Origin of the sequence: Pseudomonas sp. CYM-20-01, from assembly GCF_023169845.1 — a bacterium.
Lineage (GTDB): Bacteria > Pseudomonadota > Gammaproteobacteria > Pseudomonadales > Pseudomonadaceae > Aquipseudomonas > Aquipseudomonas azotoformans.
On sequence record NZ_AP025169.1, the window covers coordinates 6,202,116 to 6,218,377 of the forward strand.

General features: G+C 57.2%; 21 protein-coding genes. 2 read left to right on the forward strand and 19 right to left on the reverse strand.

Features of this window, described 5'->3' with window-relative positions:
- The first annotated feature begins 3 nt into the window (after window positions 1-3).
- Entirely contained in the window at window positions 4-921 is a 918-nt protein-coding gene (locus M2497_RS28270; RefSeq protein ID WP_248484927.1) for a LysR family transcriptional regulator, read from the forward strand.
- 57 nt (window positions 922-978) lie between these two features.
- Here M2497_RS28270 and M2497_RS28275 read toward each other — a convergent pair whose 3' ends face one another.
- Window positions 979-1,494, reverse strand: coding sequence for a single-stranded DNA-binding protein (locus tag M2497_RS28275; protein ID WP_003232445.1), 516 nt, complete (start codon window positions 1,492-1,494; stop codon window positions 979-981).
- A 9-nt stretch (window positions 1,495-1,503) separates the two neighbouring features.
- The gene (locus M2497_RS28280; RefSeq protein WP_248484929.1) at window positions 1,504-2,898 is read right to left on the reverse strand and encodes an MFS transporter; all 1,395 of its coding nucleotides are present in this window, start codon (window positions 2,896-2,898) and stop codon (window positions 1,504-1,506) included.
- A gap of 178 nt (window positions 2,899-3,076) precedes the next feature.
- Between M2497_RS28280 and uvrA the strand changes: the two genes are divergently transcribed.
- The gene (gene uvrA / locus M2497_RS28285; RefSeq protein ID WP_248484930.1) at window positions 3,077-5,911 is read left to right on the forward strand and encodes an excinuclease ABC subunit UvrA; all 2,835 of its coding nucleotides are present in this window, start codon (window positions 3,077-3,079) and stop codon (window positions 5,909-5,911) included.
- Window positions 5,912-5,977: 66 nt separating this feature from the next.
- Here uvrA and bfr read toward each other — a convergent pair whose 3' ends face one another.
- The 17 genes from bfr to rplE form a co-directional block, all read right to left on the reverse strand.
- On the reverse strand, window positions 5,978-6,442 hold the full coding sequence (bfr, locus tag M2497_RS28290) for a bacterioferritin (RefSeq protein WP_033900044.1): 465 nt from the start codon (window positions 6,440-6,442) through the stop codon (window positions 5,978-5,980).
- Between the two features lie 155 nt (window positions 6,443-6,597).
- A complete protein-coding gene (locus tag M2497_RS28295; RefSeq protein WP_248484931.1) occupies window positions 6,598-8,046 on the reverse strand; it encodes a catalase in 1,449 nt (482 codons plus the stop codon).
- Between the two features lie 238 nt (window positions 8,047-8,284).
- The gene (gene rplQ, locus M2497_RS28300) at window positions 8,285-8,671 is read right to left on the reverse strand and encodes a 50S ribosomal protein L17 (protein ID WP_003176402.1); all 387 of its coding nucleotides are present in this window, start codon (window positions 8,669-8,671) and stop codon (window positions 8,285-8,287) included.
- 41 nt (window positions 8,672-8,712) lie between these two features.
- On the reverse strand, window positions 8,713-9,714 hold the full coding sequence (rpoA, locus tag M2497_RS28305) for a DNA-directed RNA polymerase subunit alpha (protein ID WP_003176403.1): 1,002 nt from the start codon (window positions 9,712-9,714) through the stop codon (window positions 8,713-8,715).
- A gap of 22 nt (window positions 9,715-9,736) precedes the next feature.
- Window positions 9,737-10,357 (reverse strand): 30S ribosomal protein S4, encoded by a 621-nt coding sequence (gene rpsD, locus M2497_RS28310; protein ID WP_003176404.1) that lies wholly within the window; start codon window positions 10,355-10,357, stop codon window positions 9,737-9,739.
- Window positions 10,358-10,375: 18 nt separating this feature from the next.
- The gene (gene rpsK / locus M2497_RS28315; RefSeq protein WP_002555466.1) at window positions 10,376-10,765 is read right to left on the reverse strand and encodes a 30S ribosomal protein S11; all 390 of its coding nucleotides are present in this window, start codon (window positions 10,763-10,765) and stop codon (window positions 10,376-10,378) included.
- 30 nt (window positions 10,766-10,795) lie between these two features.
- Window positions 10,796-11,152, reverse strand: a complete 357-nt coding sequence (gene rpsM / locus M2497_RS28320; RefSeq protein WP_024077676.1) for a 30S ribosomal protein S13 — start codon at window positions 11,150-11,152, stop codon at window positions 10,796-10,798.
- A 129-nt stretch (window positions 11,153-11,281) separates the two neighbouring features.
- Window positions 11,282-11,398 carry a 50S ribosomal protein L36 gene (gene rpmJ / locus M2497_RS28325; RefSeq protein WP_002555468.1) on the reverse strand — a complete coding sequence of 39 codons (117 nt, stop codon included), beginning with the start codon at window positions 11,396-11,398 and terminating at the stop codon, window positions 11,282-11,284.
- A gap of 28 nt (window positions 11,399-11,426) precedes the next feature.
- Complete coding sequence (gene secY / locus M2497_RS28330) at window positions 11,427-12,755, reverse strand: preprotein translocase subunit SecY (RefSeq protein ID WP_003176406.1); 1,329 nt, start codon at window positions 12,753-12,755, stop codon at window positions 11,427-11,429.
- The gene (gene rplO, locus M2497_RS28335) at window positions 12,756-13,193 is read right to left on the reverse strand and encodes a 50S ribosomal protein L15 (RefSeq protein WP_003176407.1); all 438 of its coding nucleotides are present in this window, start codon (window positions 13,191-13,193) and stop codon (window positions 12,756-12,758) included.
- A 3-nt stretch (window positions 13,194-13,196) separates the two neighbouring features.
- Window positions 13,197-13,373, reverse strand: a complete 177-nt coding sequence (rpmD, locus tag M2497_RS28340) for a 50S ribosomal protein L30 (RefSeq protein ID WP_003176408.1) — start codon at window positions 13,371-13,373, stop codon at window positions 13,197-13,199.
- A 2-nt stretch (window positions 13,374-13,375) separates the two neighbouring features.
- A complete protein-coding gene (rpsE, locus tag M2497_RS28345) occupies window positions 13,376-13,876 on the reverse strand; it encodes a 30S ribosomal protein S5 (protein WP_003176409.1) in 501 nt (166 codons plus the stop codon).
- A 3-nt stretch (window positions 13,877-13,879) separates the two neighbouring features.
- Window positions 13,880-14,230, reverse strand: a complete 351-nt coding sequence (rplR, locus tag M2497_RS28350; RefSeq protein ID WP_003186037.1) for a 50S ribosomal protein L18 — start codon at window positions 14,228-14,230, stop codon at window positions 13,880-13,882.
- 10 nt (window positions 14,231-14,240) lie between these two features.
- A complete protein-coding gene (gene rplF / locus M2497_RS28355; RefSeq protein ID WP_003194640.1) occupies window positions 14,241-14,774 on the reverse strand; it encodes a 50S ribosomal protein L6 in 534 nt (177 codons plus the stop codon).
- 12 nt (window positions 14,775-14,786) lie between these two features.
- The gene (rpsH, locus tag M2497_RS28360) at window positions 14,787-15,179 is read right to left on the reverse strand and encodes a 30S ribosomal protein S8 (protein WP_010206883.1); all 393 of its coding nucleotides are present in this window, start codon (window positions 15,177-15,179) and stop codon (window positions 14,787-14,789) included.
- A gap of 206 nt (window positions 15,180-15,385) precedes the next feature.
- Window positions 15,386-15,691, reverse strand: coding sequence for a 30S ribosomal protein S14 (gene rpsN / locus M2497_RS28365; RefSeq protein WP_003176414.1), 306 nt, complete (start codon window positions 15,689-15,691; stop codon window positions 15,386-15,388).
- 13 nt (window positions 15,692-15,704) lie between these two features.
- The gene (gene rplE, locus M2497_RS28370; protein ID WP_003194642.1) at window positions 15,705-16,244 is read right to left on the reverse strand and encodes a 50S ribosomal protein L5; all 540 of its coding nucleotides are present in this window, start codon (window positions 16,242-16,244) and stop codon (window positions 15,705-15,707) included.
- Window positions 16,245-16,262: the final 18 nt, after the last annotated feature.

The window sequence follows — 16,262 nt, forward strand, 5'->3', positions numbered from 1 at the left end:
CCGATGCTGGAACTTCGCCAACTCAAGGCCTTCGTTGCCATCGCCGAAGAAGGCTACATCACCCGTGCCGCCGAACGCCTGGGCATGCAGCAACCACCGTTGACGCGGATGCTGCAAAGCCTTGAAGCCGAGTTAGGCGTGGTCTTGATGGAGCGCTTGCCCCGTGGCGTACGCCCCACTACGGCCGGGCTCGCGTTACTGGACGAAGCGCGGCAGATTCTCGCCCAGGCAGATAGGGTTGCAGAGGTGGTGCGCCGTGCCGCACGCGGTGAACGGGGGCGCCTGGCAATCGGCTTCACCAGCTCGGCGGCGCTGCATCCCTTTGTGCCGAGCGTTTTACGGCGGTTTCGCGAAACCTTTGTCGGCGTGACAGTGGTGCTGGAGGAAGCCGGGACCGGCGAACTGCTGGACGCGTTAATACACGAGAAGCTCGACGCCGCGTTTATCCGCTCGCCCCTCAGCGGGACGCAATCGTTGCAGGACGAACCGATCCTGGTAGAACCCATGTTGCTGGCGCTACCGACGGAGCATCCCTTGGCAATCGATTCAGGATCGCCCCTGCCCTTGGCGGCATTGGCGACGGAGTCTTTCGTGCTGTATCGCCGGCGCGTGGGGTTGGGCTTGTATGACGCGATTCTGGTGGCATGCCGAGAAGCTGGGTTCAGCCCGCAGGTGGTCCAGGAAGCCCCGCGCATGACCGCGACCCTGAGCCTGGTGGCGGCGGGGCTTGGGGTGTCCATTGTCCCGGCGTCGATGCAGCGCTTGCGCGGGGATGGCATCGTTTATCGGGCGTTGACGGAGTGCCGCAGCCTGGTGGCGCCGTTGCATCTGGCGACGCGGATCGATGACAGTTCGGCGGTGTTGCAGCGGTTCAAGGAGATGGTTGTCACCGCCGCGTCGACTGAAGCTGACCACGGGTAATAAAAAACCCCCGAGGCCTGAGCCAGCGGGGGTTCTGTGTGTTCCGGGTTTTAAACCTCAGAACGGGATATCGTCATCAAAGCTGTCAAAATCCGGAGCCGGCTGCGGAGCGGCCTGCTGTGGCGCTGGACGCGACTCACGCTGCGGCTGCTGGCTTGGCTGCGGACGCGACTGCTGTGGACGCGGTGCCGAGTTGGACATGCCGCCCTGGCCCTGTTGGTCGCCCTGAGGACGGCCGCCCAGCAGTTGCATGGTGCCTTGCATGTCGACCACGATTTCAGTGGTGTAACGCTTGATGCCGTCTTTTTCCCACTCGCGGGTCTGCAGCTTGCCTTCGATATAGACCTGCGAACCTTTGCGCAGGTACTCGCCGGCGATCTCTGCGACCTTGCCGAACATCGACACACGGTGCCATTCGGTTTTCTCGACCTTCTGGCCGGTCTGCTTGTCGGTCCACTGTTCGCTGGTCGCCAGACTCAGGTTGGTCACGGCGTTACCGTTAGGCAAGTAGCGAACTTCGGGATCCTGGCCGCACGTACCGACCAATATGACTTTGTTAACCCCACGGGCCATAACGTTCTCCTAGGCTGGGCGCGCTGTCGGCACTGGGTTGACCAGCTGCTCGAGCGTCGCGCGATCCAATAATTCGGTGTCCAATTTGATGTAGATGGCGGCTTCTTCAGCAACAACCACGGCATCGGTAACCCCAGTAACGGCCTTAAGGCGCTCGACCAGACCGGCTTCGCGGATCGCTTCGGGCGATAACGGCAAACGCAGACTCGTCACATAGGGAGGTTCGCGCATGGTAACAGCAAAGGCTAGCCAGAGGGCAGCCAGACCTGCGCATCCAAGGAACACAACCGACAAACCGCCATGCTGGAACATCCAGCCACCCATGATGCCGCCCAGTGCGGAACCCAGGAACTGACTGGTGGAATACACCCCCATCGCCGTCCCTTTGCCGCCGGCCGGTGAAACTTTACTGATCAGCGAAGGCAGCGATGCCTCCAGCAGGTTGAACGCGGTGAAGAACACCACCGTGCCGATTACCAGCGCTCGCAGGCTGTCGCCGAACTGCCAGAAGAATAGCTCAGTGAGCATCAGCGTCGCGACGGCGCCGAGCAAAACTCGTTTCATTTTGCGTTTCTTCTCGCCATAGATGATGAACGGGATCATGGCGAAGAACGAAATCAGCAACGCTGTGAGGTAGACCCACCAGTGCTGCTCCTTGGGCAGGCCGGCTTTTGACACCAGCGCCAGGGGCAAGGCGACAAAGCTGCACATCAGCATGGCGTGCAACACAAAGATACCTAAATCCAGGCGGAGCAGGTCCGGGTGCTTGAGCGTCGGCAACAGGGCTTTGCGCGCAACGCCGGACTCACGGTGCTGCAACGTGCCGGTGGAGCGCGGCACCATAAAGGCCACGATCACGATGCCGAACAGTGCCATGCCGCCGGTGGCGAGAAACAGCCCGTGCAGCCCGAACGCGCGGGTCAGCAAGGGGCCGACCACCATGGCCACGGCAAACGACAGGCCGATGGTCATGCCGATCATGGCCATGGCCTTGGTGCGGTGTTGTTCGCGGGTCAGGTCCGACAGCAACGCCATGACCGCAGCGGAAATCGCGCCGGCGCCTTGGAGGATACGCCCGGCGATCACGCCCCAGATGGAATCGGCTTGAGCCGCGAGCACGCTGCCGAGGGCAAACACGATCAGCCCCAGGTAGATCACCGGGCGGCGACCAATGCGGTCGGAAATGATCCCGAACGGTATCTGAAAAATCGCCTGGGTCAGGCCGTAGGCACCAATGGCCAGGCCGATCAATGCGGGGGTCGCGCCAGCGAGATCCATGCCATAGGTCGCCAGTACCGGCAACACCATAAACATGCCCAGCATACGGAAGGCGAACACCAGGGCCAGACCGCTTGCCGCTCGGGTCTCGCCGCTACTCATGCGTTCGCTGTGGGGATCGTGCATGGAAAAACCTCGTGTGAACCGGCGGCGATTCTACCAGTCCCATCGATTGAGAGGGTATATGCGGCGCTTTGCCGCGCAGCTTTCATCTAAGGCTGCACACGGCCTTTTGACAGTGTATATTCATCCAGTCTTTAGCCGTATACTCCGGCATTATTTATGCCCGCCGTGCGAGGCCATCTTGGACAAGATCCTGATTCGTGGGGCTAGAACCCACAACCTGAAGAACATCGACCTGACCCTGCCCCGGGACAAACTGATCGTCATCACCGGCTTGTCCGGGTCCGGCAAATCGTCGCTGGCGTTCGACACGCTGTATGCCGAAGGCCAGCGCCGCTATGTGGAATCGCTGTCGGCCTACGCCCGGCAGTTCCTGTCGATGATGGAAAAGCCCGATGTCGACACCATTGAAGGCTTGTCGCCGGCGATCTCCATCGAGCAGAAGTCGACCTCCCATAACCCGCGTTCCACCGTGGGCACCATCACCGAAATCTACGACTACCTGCGCCTGCTGTATGCACGCGTGGGTATTCCGCGTTGCCCTGACCACGACATACCCCTGGAAGCCCAGACCGTCAGCCAGATGGTCGACCTGGTGCTGGCCCAGCCGGAAGGCGCCAAGCTGATGCTGCTGGCACCGGTGATTCGTGAGCGCAAGGGCGAACACCTTTCCGTCTTCGAAGAGCTGCGGGCGCAAGGTTTTGTGCGGGCACGGATCAACGGCAAGCTGTATGAGCTGGACGAAGCGCCGAAGCTCGACAAGCAGAAGAAGCACTCGATCGATGTCGTGGTCGACCGCTTCAAGGTGCGCGCCGACCTGCAGCAGCGCCTGGCGGAATCCTTCGAAACCGCATTGAAACTGGCCGACGGTATTGCGCTGGTAGCACCGATGGACGACGAACCGGGCGAAGAGATCATCTTCTCCGCCCGCTTTGCCTGCCCGATCTGCGGCCATGCCATCAGCGAGTTGGAACCCAAGCTGTTTTCCTTCAACAACCCGGCCGGCGCCTGCCCGACCTGCGATGGCCTGGGCGTTAAGCAGTTCTTCGATATCAAGCGCCTGGTCAACGGTGACCTGACGCTGGCGGAGGGCGCCATACGCGGCTGGGACAGGCGCAACGTCTATTACTTCCAAATGCTGGGGTCGCTGGCGTCGCACTATAAATTCAGCCTCGAAGTGCCTTTCAATCAACTGCCGGCGGACCAGCAGAAAGTCATCCTTCACGGCAGCGGTTCGCAGAACGTCGACTTCAAGTACCTGAACGACCGTGGCGATATCGTCAAACGCTCCCACCCGTTCGAAGGCATCGTGCCGAACCTTGAGCGTCGCTACCGCGAGACCGAATCGGCCAGCGTGCGCGAAGAGTTGGCGAAATTCCTCAGCACCCAGCCTTGCCCGGATTGCCGCGGCACTCGCCTGCGTCGTGAGGCACGGCATGTGTGGGTCGGCGAGAAGACATTGCCAGCGGTGACCAACCTGCCGATCGGTGATGCCTGCGAATACTTTGGCGTGCTCAAGCTGACCGGTCGCCGTGGGGAGATCGCCGACAAGATCCTCAAGGAAATCCGCGAGCGGCTGCAGTTCCTGGTCAACGTTGGCCTGGACTACCTGTCGCTGGATCGCAGCGCCGATACCTTGTCTGGCGGTGAAGCCCAACGGATTCGCCTGGCCAGCCAGATTGGCGCCGGTCTCGTGGGGGTGTTGTACATTCTTGATGAGCCGTCCATTGGTTTGCACCAGCGGGACAACGATCGCCTGCTGGGTACGTTGAAACACCTGCGGGATATCGGCAACACGGTGATCGTGGTCGAGCACGATGAAGACGCGATTCGCCTGGCGGATTACGTGGTTGATATCGGCCCGGGCGCGGGCGTGCATGGCGGACATATTGTCGCCGAGGGCACGCCTGCAGAAGTCATGGCGCACCCGGACTCGCTGACCGGTAAGTACCTGTCCGGCCGGGTGAAGATCGAAGTACCGGCAAAGCGCACTCCACGTAACAAGAAGCTGGCGCTGCACCTCAAGGGCGCACGCGGCAACAACCTGCGCAATGTAGACCTGGAAATCCCGCTGGGGCTGCTGACCTGCGTGACCGGTGTTTCCGGCTCCGGCAAGTCGACGCTGATCAACAACACGCTGTTCCCGTTGAGTGCCACTGCCCTGAATGGCGCGACCACCCTGGAAGCAGCGGCCCATGACAGCATCAAGGGCCTGGAGCACCTAGATAAGGTGGTCGATATCGACCAAAGCCCGATTGGCCGTACCCCACGCTCCAACCCGGCGACCTACACCGGACTGTTCACGCCGATTCGTGAGCTGTTTGCGGGCGTACCGGAATCACGCTCACGGGGCTACGGACCGGGTCGGTTCTCGTTCAACGTCAAGGGCGGCCGCTGTGAAGCGTGCCAGGGCGATGGCTTGATCAAGGTGGAGATGCACTTCCTCCCGGACATCTACGTGCCGTGCGATGTGTGTAAGAGCAAGCGCTATAACCGCGAAACGCTGGAGATCAAATACAAGGGCAAGAGCATCCACGAAACCCTCGAGATGACCATCGAGGAAGCGCGGGAGTTCTTCGACGCCGTTCCGGCACTCGCGCGCAAGCTGCAGACCCTGATGGATGTGGGCCTGTCGTATATCAAGCTGGGGCAGTCGGCGACCACGCTGTCCGGTGGTGAAGCGCAACGGGTGAAACTGTCCCGCGAGCTGTCCAAGCGCGATACCGGCAAGACCCTGTATATCCTTGATGAGCCGACCACCGGCCTGCACTTCGCGGATATCCAGCAATTGTTGGACGTGCTGCACCGCCTGCGCGACCACGGCAACACCGTGGTAGTGATCGAGCACAACCTTGACGTGATCAAGACTGCCGATTGGCTGGTAGACCTCGGGCCGGAAGGTGGTTCCAAGGGCGGTCAGATTATCGCTGTGGGCACGCCGGAGCAGGTCTCCGAAATGCCGCAGTCGCACACTGGTTACTACTTGAAGCCGTTGCTGGAGCGCGACCGGGCCTGACTTTTTCAGGCTCAATAAAAAGCCCCTGTCACTTTACGGTGACAGGGGGTTTTTCGTATCCGGGAATCAGAACTGCGATTGCAGGTAATTCTCCAGGCCGATCAGCTTGATCAGGCCCAGCTGCTTTTCCAACCAGTAGGTGTGATCTTCTTCGGTGTCATTCAACTGCACGCGCAGGATTTCCCGCGTGACAAAGTCGCTGTGCTGCTCACAGAGCTCGATGCCTTTGCAAAGCGCAGCACGGACCTTGTACTCGAGACGCAGGTCGGCAGCGAGCATGTCAGGGACCGTGGTGCCCACATCCAGGTCATCCGGACGCATACGTGGCGTGCCTTCGAGCATGAGGATACGGCGCATCAGTGCGTCGGCGTGCTGTGCCTCTTCTTCCATTTCGTGGTTGATACGCTCGTAGAGCTCAGTAAAGCCCCAGTCTTCGTACATACGCGAGTGGATGAAATATTGGTCACGAGCCGCCAGTTCGCCCGTCAGCAACGTGTTGAGGTAATCGATTACGTCGGGGTGACCTTGCATCGCCCTACATCTCCCTGCTTGAAAGTCTGTAGTTTGAACCATGATGACTCGAAGGTCACGGGACCAACGGCAGAAAAGTGAAGATTTTCCGAGAAAAGTGGCGGAATTAACGCAAAAACCGCCCAAATGAGGGCGGTTCTGCTTATCGTTTAGAGTCAGTTAAGCGATACACCCAGCGCCTTTGCGATTGCTTCTCCATAAGCCGGATCGGCCTTGTAGAAATGCTGCAGTTGGCGCTGAACCACGTCAGTGGAAACACCCCCCATTGCGCCGGCAATGTTGTTGGTGAGCAAGTCTTTCTGCTCATCGCTCATCAAGCGGAACAGTGCACCGGCATGGCTGTAGTAATCGGTGTCTTCACGGTGATCGTAGCGATCAGCCGCACCGCTCAAGGCCAAGGCAGGCTCAGCGTACTGAGGAGCCTGTTTCGGCGCATCGGCGTAGCTGTTCGGCTCGTAGTTAGGTGCAGCACCGCCGTTGCTGCCGAACGCCATCGAACCATCACGCTGGTAGCTGTTCACCGGGCTACGTGGGGCGTTCACCGGCAAGTGCTGGTGATTGGTGCCGACACGGTAGCGGTGGGCATCTGCGTAGGCAAAGACACGACCTTGCAGCATGCGGTCTGGCGACAGGCCTACGCCTGGAACCATGTTGCTCGGGCCGAATGCGGCTTGTTCCACTTCAGCAAAGTAGTTCTGCGGGTTGCGGTTCAACTCCAGTTCGCCGACTTCAATCAAAGGGAATTCCTTCTGCGACCAGGTTTTGGTCACATCGAAAGGATTCTCGTAATGAGCGTTGGCCTGGGCCTCGGTCATGATCTGGATGCACACGCGCCATTTCGGGAAATCACCGCGCTCGATCGCACCAAACAGATCGCGCTGGGCATAGTCCGGATCAGTACCGGCCAGGCGAGCAGCTTCGGCGGGTGCCAGATTCTTGATGCCCTGTTTGGTCTTGTAGTGCCACTTGACCCAGTGACGCTCGCCCTTGGCGTTTATCAGGCTATAGGTGTGGCTGCCAAAGCCGTGCATGTGGCGGTAGCCATCAGGGATGCCACGGTCCGAGAACAGGATGGTGACCTGGTGCAGCGCCTCTGGCGAGTGAGACCAGAAGTCCCACATCATTTGCGCGCTCTTCAGGTTGCTTTGCGGCAGACGCTTCTGGGTGTGGATGAAGTCAGGGAACTTCAATGGGTCGCGAATGAAGAATACCGGGGTGTTGTTGCCAACGATGTCCCAGTTGCCTTCTTCGGTATAGAACTTCAGGGCGAAGCCGCGTGGGTCGCGCTCGGTATCCGCCGAACCGCGTTCGCCACCCACTGTGGAGAATCGCAAGAAGGTAGGCGTTTGCTTACCGACGGACTCGAACAGTTTGGCGCTGGTGTATTGAGTAATGTCTTGGGTAACCGTGAAGGTGCCGTAGGCACCCGAGCCCTTGGCGTGTACGCGGCGCTCCGGGATGTTTTCACGGTTGAAGTGAGCGAGCTTCTCGATCAGGTGAAAATCGTCGAGGAGCAACGGACCGCGCGGGCCGGCAGAACGGGAATTCTGGTTGTCCGCAACGGGAGCGCCGCTGGCGGTAGTAAGGATTTTATTCTGGCTCATGTTCAATTTCCCTCAGGTCAGACTTGGAACTGCCGGCTAATCGGCTTGGAGGGAGTATTGATCATCAATATGACGTCTACAAATTCATTAAATTGTAGGCTTCGATAGAAAATAACTACCAAACTCCCCGCGACTCATAGTGCCAAGCACAACCGACAGAAAATTGTACAAATCGCGCTTTTCTTACGCGCACAAAAAACCGGGCACTAGGCCCGGTTCTTCGTTACAGCTTGTCGTCTTACTCGGCGCTTACAGCTTCGCCAGCAGTAGCACGATCAACCAACTCGACGTACGCCATAGGCGCGTTGTCGCCAGCGCGGAAACCGCACTTGAGGATGCGCAGGTAGCCACCCTCACGGGTAGCGTAACGCTTGCCCAGATCGTTGAAGAGCTTACCAACGATAGCTTTCGAACGAGTACGGTCGAAAGCCAGACGGCGGTTAGCCAGGCTGTCTGTCTTGGCCAAAGTAATCAGCGGCTCAGCAACGCGACGCAGTTCTTTAGCTTTCGGCAGTGTAGTTTTGATCAGCTCGTGCTCGAACAGCGACACCGCCATGTTTTGGAACATGGCCTTGCGGTGCGAGCTGGTACGGCTCAGGTGACGACCACTTTTACGATGACGCATGGTTCATTCCTTACCAAACTCACGTTCGGTGATTACGACGATCAGGCAGTCGCCTTGTCGTCCTTCTTAAGACTTGCAGGCGGCCAGTTGTCGAGGCGCATGCCGAGGGACAGACCGCGGGAGGCCAGAACGTCCTTGATTTCAGTCAAGGATTTCTTGCCCAGGTTCGGAGTCTTCAACAGTTCTACTTCGGTACGCTGAATCAGGTCGCCGATGTAGTAAATGTTTTCCGCCTTAAGGCAGTTAGCCGAACGTACAGTCAGTTCCAGATCGTCAACCGGGCGAAGCAGGATCGGATCGATCTCGTCTTCCTGCTCGATTACCACTGGTTCGCTGTCACCTTTGAGGTCGACGAACGCAGCCAACTGCTGTTGCAGGATGGTTGCAGCGCGGCGGATAGCCTCTTCAGGATCCAGAGTACCGTTGGTTTCCAGATCAATAACCAGCTTGTCCAGGTTAGTACGCTGCTCGACACGGGCGTTTTCCACCACGTATGCGATGCGGCGAACCGGGCTGAACGAAGAGTCAAGCTGCAAGCGACCAATGCTGCGGCTTTCGTCTTCATCGCTCTGACGCGAGTCGGCCGGTTCATAACCACGACCACGAGCTACGGTGAGCTTCATGTTCAGGGCGCCGTTAGACGCCAGGTTAGCGATTACGTGATCGGGGTTAACGATCTCGACATCATGATCCAGCTGAATATCGGCAGCGGTAACCACCCCCGAACCCTTCTTCGACAAGGTCAGCGTAACTTCGTCACGGCCGTGCAGCTTGATAGCCAGACCTTTAAGGTTCAACAGGATTTCAATTACGTCTTCCTGTACACCTTCGATGGCGCTGTACTCGTGGAGCACACCGTCAATCTCGGCCTCGACTACTGCACAGCCGGGCATTGAGGACAACAGGATGCGGCGCAGCGCGTTGCCCAGGGTGTGGCCAAAACCACGCTCGAGAGGCTCGAGAGTAATTTTGGCGCGGGTTGGACTGACAACCTGCACATCAATGTGGCGGGGTGTCAGGAACTCATTTACCGAAATCTGCATGGATGCACCTATTTTCTAGCCCTTACTTGGAGTAGAGCTCGACAATCAGGCTTTCGTTGATGTCGGCGGACAGATCACTGCGAGCAGGAACGTTCTTGAAAACGCCCGACTTCTTCTCAGTGTCTACTTCTACCCATTCTACGCGGCCACGTTGGGCACACAGATCGAGAGCTTGGACAATGCGAAGTTGGTTTTTTGCTTTCTCGCGAACTGCGACCACGTCACCAGCACGAACCTGGTAGGACGGAACGTTTACGGTCTGACCGTTAACGCTGATCGACTTGTGCGATACCAGCTGACGGGATTCGGCACGAGTCGAACCAAAGCCCATACGGTATACAACGTTGTCCAGACGGCATTCGAGCAGTTGCAGCAGGTTTTCACCGGTTGCACCTTTCTTGCCAGCAGCTTCTTTGTAGTAGCCGCTGAACTGACGCTCGAGAACGCCGTAGATACGACGGACCTTCTGCTTTTCACGCAGTTGGGTGCCGTAATCGGACTGGCGACCGCGGCGTTGGCCGTGGATACCAGGTGCTGCTTCAATGTTGCACTTCGATTCGATCGCGCGCACGCCGCTCTTCAGGAAGAGATCGGTGCCTTCGCGACGAGCGAGTTTGCATTTTGGACCAATGTAACGAGCCATTCTTTACAATCTCCTGGATTACACGCGGCGCTTCTTCGGCGGACGGCACCCGTTGTGCGGGATTGGCGTCACGTCGGTGATGCTGGCGATCTTATAGCCACAGCCGTTCAAAGCACGGACAGCAGACTCACGACCTGGACCTGGACCTTTGACGTTAACGTCGAGGTTTTTCAGGCCGTATTCCAGCGCAGCTTGACCAGCACGTTCAGCAGCTACTTGAGCAGCAAACGGGGTGGACTTGCGGGAACCGCGGAAACCCGAACCACCGGAGGTAGCCCAAGAAAGCGCGTTACCTTGACGGTCGGTGATGGTCACGATGGTGTTGTTAAAAGAAGCATGGATGTGGGCGATGCCATCAACCACTGTCTTTTTAACTTTTTTACGAGGACGAGCAGCAGGTTTTGCCATGATAATTTTCCTGTCGATTCGCTGGGGCGATTACTTGCGGATCGGCTTACGCGGACCTTTACGGGTACGCGCGTTAGTCTTGGTACGCTGACCGCGCACTGGAAGACCACGACGATGACGCAGACCGCGATAGCAACCGAGGTCCATCAAACGCTTGATTTTCATGTTGATTTCGCGACGCAGGTCACCTTCAGTGGTGAACTTCGCCACTTCGCCACGCAGCAATTCAATCTGCTCGTCGCTCAGATCCTTGATCTTAGCGGCTGGGTTTACCCCAGCAACTGCGCAAATTTTCTGCGCAGTAGTGCGACCAACACCATAGATGTAGGTCAGCGAGATAACAGTGTGCTTGTTATCTGGAATGTTAACGCCTGCAATACGGGCCATTCAGTGGGACTCCAATTGACAGCTACCTACGCCCCGGAAGCCAAGAAATAGGGCGCGAGATAATATCGCTGTAATAACAAATAATCAACCCGGCAGCGCACTAGCTGCCGGGCTTCAAGCGGATCACACTCAGCCTTGGCGCTGTTTGTGACGCGGTTCCGCGCTGCAAATTACTCGAACAACACCTTCGCGGCGAATAATCTTGCAGTTACGGCACAGCTTTTTCACCGATGCACGAACTTTCATCACCAACTCCTCGAACCTTATGGGGTACTCAGCGCAACATGCCGCTGCCGTAGCCCTTCAGGTTGGCTTTCTTCATCAGGGATTCGTACTGGTGCGAAACGAGGTGCGATTGTACTTGGGACATGAAGTCCATCACAACCACGACCACGATCAGCAACGAGGTCCCGCCAAGGTAGAACGGAACGTTTGCTGCAACCACCAGGAACTGGGGCAACAAGCACACGGCCGTCATATATAGAGCACCGAACAGGGTCAAACGAGTCAGAACGCCATCAATGTAGCGTGCAGACTGCTCACCTGGACGGATGCCCGGAATAAAGGCACCGGACTTCTTCAGGTTTTCCGCTACGTCTTTCGGATTGAACATCAACGCCGTATAGAAGAAGCAGAAGAAAATAATCCCTGCACTAAACAGCAGAATATTCAACGGCTGACCAGGAGCGATCGACTGAGAGAGGTCCTGCAGCCAGCCCATATTTTCAGACTGACCAAACCAGGTACCCAACGAAGCCGGAAACAGCAAAATGCTGCTCGCGAAAATTGCCGGAATAACACCGGCCATATTCACTTTCAGCGGCAAGTGGCTAGTCTGCGCAGCAAAAACCTTACGGCCCTGCTGACGCTTGGCGTAGTGAACAGCAATACGACGCTGGCCACGCTCAATGAACACCACAAAACCGATAATCGCTACTGCCAGCAAACCGATGGCAACCAAGGCAAAAATGTTGATATCACCCTGACGTGCAGACTCGAAAGACTGCCCAATCGCTCTCGGAAGACCGGCGACGATACCTGCGAAAATCAACATCGAGATACCGTTGCCAACACCACGCTCAGTAATCTGCTCACCCAGCCACATCATGAACATCGCACCAGCCACAAAAGTGGATACCGCGACGAAATGGAAGCCAAAGTCACCAGTGAACGCAACACCCTGCCCGGCCAGGCCAACGGACATGCCGATAGCTTGGACCAAGGCGAGGATGACAGTGCCGTAGCGGGTGTACTGGCTTATCTTGCGACGGCCAGCTTCACCTTCCTTCTTCAACTGCTCCAGCTGCGGACTGACGGCGGTCATCAGTTGCATGATGATCGATGCCGAGATGTACGGCATGATCCCCAGTGCAAAGATGCTCATCCGTTCCAGCGCGCCGCCGGAAAACATGTTGAACAAGCTAAGAATGGTCCCCTCATTCTGTCGAAACAGGTCTGCGAGTCGGTCCGGGTTGATACCTGGAACCGGGATGTGTGCGCCTATTCGGTAGACGATAATCGCCAGGAACAGAAAACGCAGACGAGCCCAAAGTTCAGACATACCGCCTTTGCCGAGCGCTGAGAGAGCACCTTGCTTAGCCATTTATTCCTCGAACTTGCCGCCAGCTGCTTCGATAGCCGAACGCGCACCTTTGGTGGCGCCGATTCCCTTGCCGATAGTGACAGCGCGAGTCACTTCACCGGACAGCATGATTTTCACGCGCTGTACGTTGACGTTGATCACGTTGGCATCTTTCAGGGTCTGCACAGTAACGATGTCGCCTTCCACTTTAGCCAGCTCGGACAGACGCACTTCTGCGCGATCCATGGCTTTCAGAGAAACGAAACCGAACTTAGGCAGGCGACGATGCAGCGGCTGTTGACCGCCTTCAAAGCCTGGAGCGATGGTGCCACCGGAGCGGGAGGTTTGACCTTTGTGGCCACGGCCACCAGTCTTACCCAAACCGCTACCGATACCACGGCCCGGACGATGCTTTTCGCGACGGGAACCCGGCGCTGGACTCAGATCATTGAGTTTCATCGATTAACCCTCTACACGCAGCATGTAGTAAGCCTTGTTGATCATCCCGCGATTCTCGGGAGTATCCTGGACTTCTACAGTGTGACCGATGCGACGCAGACCCAAACCTTTAACGCACAGTTTGTGGTTAGGGATGCGGCCGGTCATGCTTTTGATCAGCGTTACTTTAACGGTAGCCATGATCAGAAGATCTCCTTGACAGTCAGGCCACGCTTGGCAGCGATGGACTCAGGAGATTGCATAGCTTTCAAACCTTTGAAAGTGGCGTGAACCACGTTTACCGGGTTAGTCGAGCCGTAGCACTTGGCCAGAACGTTCTGAACGCCAGCAACTTCGAGGACAGCACGCATAGCGCCGCCAGCGATGATACCGGTACCTTCAGAAGCAGGCTGCATGTACACCTTCGAAGCGCCATGGGCGGACTTCATTGCGTACTGCAGAGTGGTGCCGTTCAGATCAACTTGGATCATGTTGCGACGAGCAGCTTCCATTGCCTTCTGGATCGCAGCAGGCACTTCACGTGACTTGCCACGGCCGAAGCCAACACGCCCTTTACCATCACCTACCACGGTCAACGCGGTGAAAGTGAAGATACGGCCGCCTTTAACGGTTTTGGCTACGCGGTTAACTTGAACCAGCTTCTCAATGTAGCCTTCGTCGCGCTTTTGGTCGTTATTTGACATAACTTAGAACTCCAGCCCAGCTTCACGAGCAGCATCAGCCAGCGCTTTCACGCGACCGTGGTACTTGAAGCCAGAGCGGTCGAAAGCCACTTGCGAGACGCCAGCGGCCTTAGCACGCGTAGCGACCAGCTGGCCAACCTTTGTGGCCGCGTCGATGTTGCCGGTGGCACCATCACGCAGTTCTTTATCCAAAGTCGAGGCGCTTGCCAGGACTTTGTTGCCGTCGGCCGAGATGACCTGGGCGTAGATGTGCTGCGACGAGCGGAACACGCAGAGACGCACGACTTCGAGTTCGTGCATTTTCAGGCGTGCTTTGCGAGCGCGACGCAGTCGAGTAACTTTTTTGTCGGTCATTTGCTATGCCCTACTTCTTCTTGGCTTCTTTACGACGGACGACTTCGTCCGCGTAGCGCACACCTTTGCCTTTGTACGGCTCTGGTGGACGGAAGTCGCGGATCTCAGCGGCCACTTGACCTACCAGCTGCTTGTCGATGCCCTTGATCAGGATATCGGTCTGGCTAGGAGTCTCAGCAGTGATGCCCGCTGGCAGTTCGTAATCCACAGGGTGCGAGAAGCCAAGGGCCAGGTTCAAAACCGTGCCTTTTGCTTGCGCTTTGTAACCAACACCGACCAGCTGGAGCTTACGCTCGAAGCCTTGGCTTACGCCTTGGACCATGTTGTTTACCAACGCACGCGTGGTACCGGCCATTGCGCGAGTTTGTTGATCGCCATTGCGAGCAGCGAAACGCAGCTCACCAGCTTCTTCAACGATCTCAACGGACGAATGGATGTTCAGTTCAAGAGTACCCTTGGCACCCTTCACCGAAAGCTGTTGGCCTGCGAATTTGACTTCGACACCGGCTGGCAGCTTAACGGGGTTCTTAGCGACGCGAGACATGCTTATCCCCCCTTAGAACACAGTGCAAAGAACTTCGCCGCCGACACCGGCAGCGCGCGCAGCACGATCCGTCATCACACCTTTGTTGGTGGAGACGATAGACACGCCCAGACCGCCACGAACTTTCGGCAGATCTTCAGCGGACTTGTACTGACGCAGGCCTGGACGGCTAACGCGCTTCACTTCCTCGATGACCGAACGGCCTTCGAAGTACTTCAGCTCGATGGACAGCAGTGCTTTTACATCGCTGCTGATCTGATAACCCGCAATGTAGCCTTCGTCTTTCAGGACTTTGGCAACAGCTACCTTCAACTTGGAAGATGGCATGCTTACGACGGACTTTTCAGCCATCTGGGCATTACGGATACGAGTTAGCATGTCCGCTAACGGGTCCTGCATACTCATGGGCTAGACGCTCCTAATACAAAAAAATTAGCCTTGCGGCTACATATGTCGCCGAGAATCTCCGGGTAAAACACACGGGCTCAGGCGAGCCGCGTATTTTAGACACACTCCAGAAATGAAACAAGCCCCAAAAGGGGCTTGTTCCAGATTCAAGGTCACCGGTGGTCGTTATCTTGCGATTCGAACCACCTGGACTTCGAAAGTACTTACCAGCTGGCTTTAACCAGACCTGGTACGTCACCACGCATTGCCGCTTCACGCAGTTTGTTACGGCCGAGGCCGAACTTGCGGTAAACGCCGTGTGGACGACCGGTCAGGCGGCAGCGGTTACGCATGCGCGAGGCGCTTGCGTCACGTGGCTGCTTCTGCAGGGCAACTGTCGCTTCCCAACGCGCTTCTGGACTTGCGTTCAGATCAACGATGATTGCTTTCAGTGCTGCACGCTTCTTGGCGTACTTGGCAACCGTGAGCTGACGCTTCAGCTCGCGGTTTTTCATGCTCATCTTGGCCATGGTCCTACTCCAATCAGTTGCGGAACGGGAATTTGAAAGCACGCAACAGGGCGCGACCTTCATCATCGTTCTTAGCAGTGGTGGTCAGGGTGATGTCCAGACCGCGGAGAGCATCGATCTTGTCGTAGTCGATTTCCGGGAAGATGATCTGCTCTTTCACGCCCATGCTGTAGTTACCACGACCATCGAAGGACTTGGCGTTCAGGCCGCGGAAGTCGCGAACCCGAGGCAGGGAGATCGACAGCAGACGATCCAGGAACTCATACATACGCTCACGGCGCAGGGTCACTTTGACGCCGATCGGCCAACCTTCACGGACTTTAAAGCCAGCGATGGATTTCCGAGCGTAGGTCACAACGACTTTCTGGCCGGTGATCTTTTCCAGGTCAGCAACAGCGTGCTCGATGACTTTTTTGTCACCGATCGCTTCGCCCAGACCCATGTTCAGGGTGATTTTGGTAACGCGCGGAACTTCCATCACGTTCCCAAGCTTAAGTTCTTCCTTAAGCTTAGGGGCGATTTCCTTCCGGTAAATCTCTTGTAGTCGTGCCATGGTCTAATCTACCTAGCA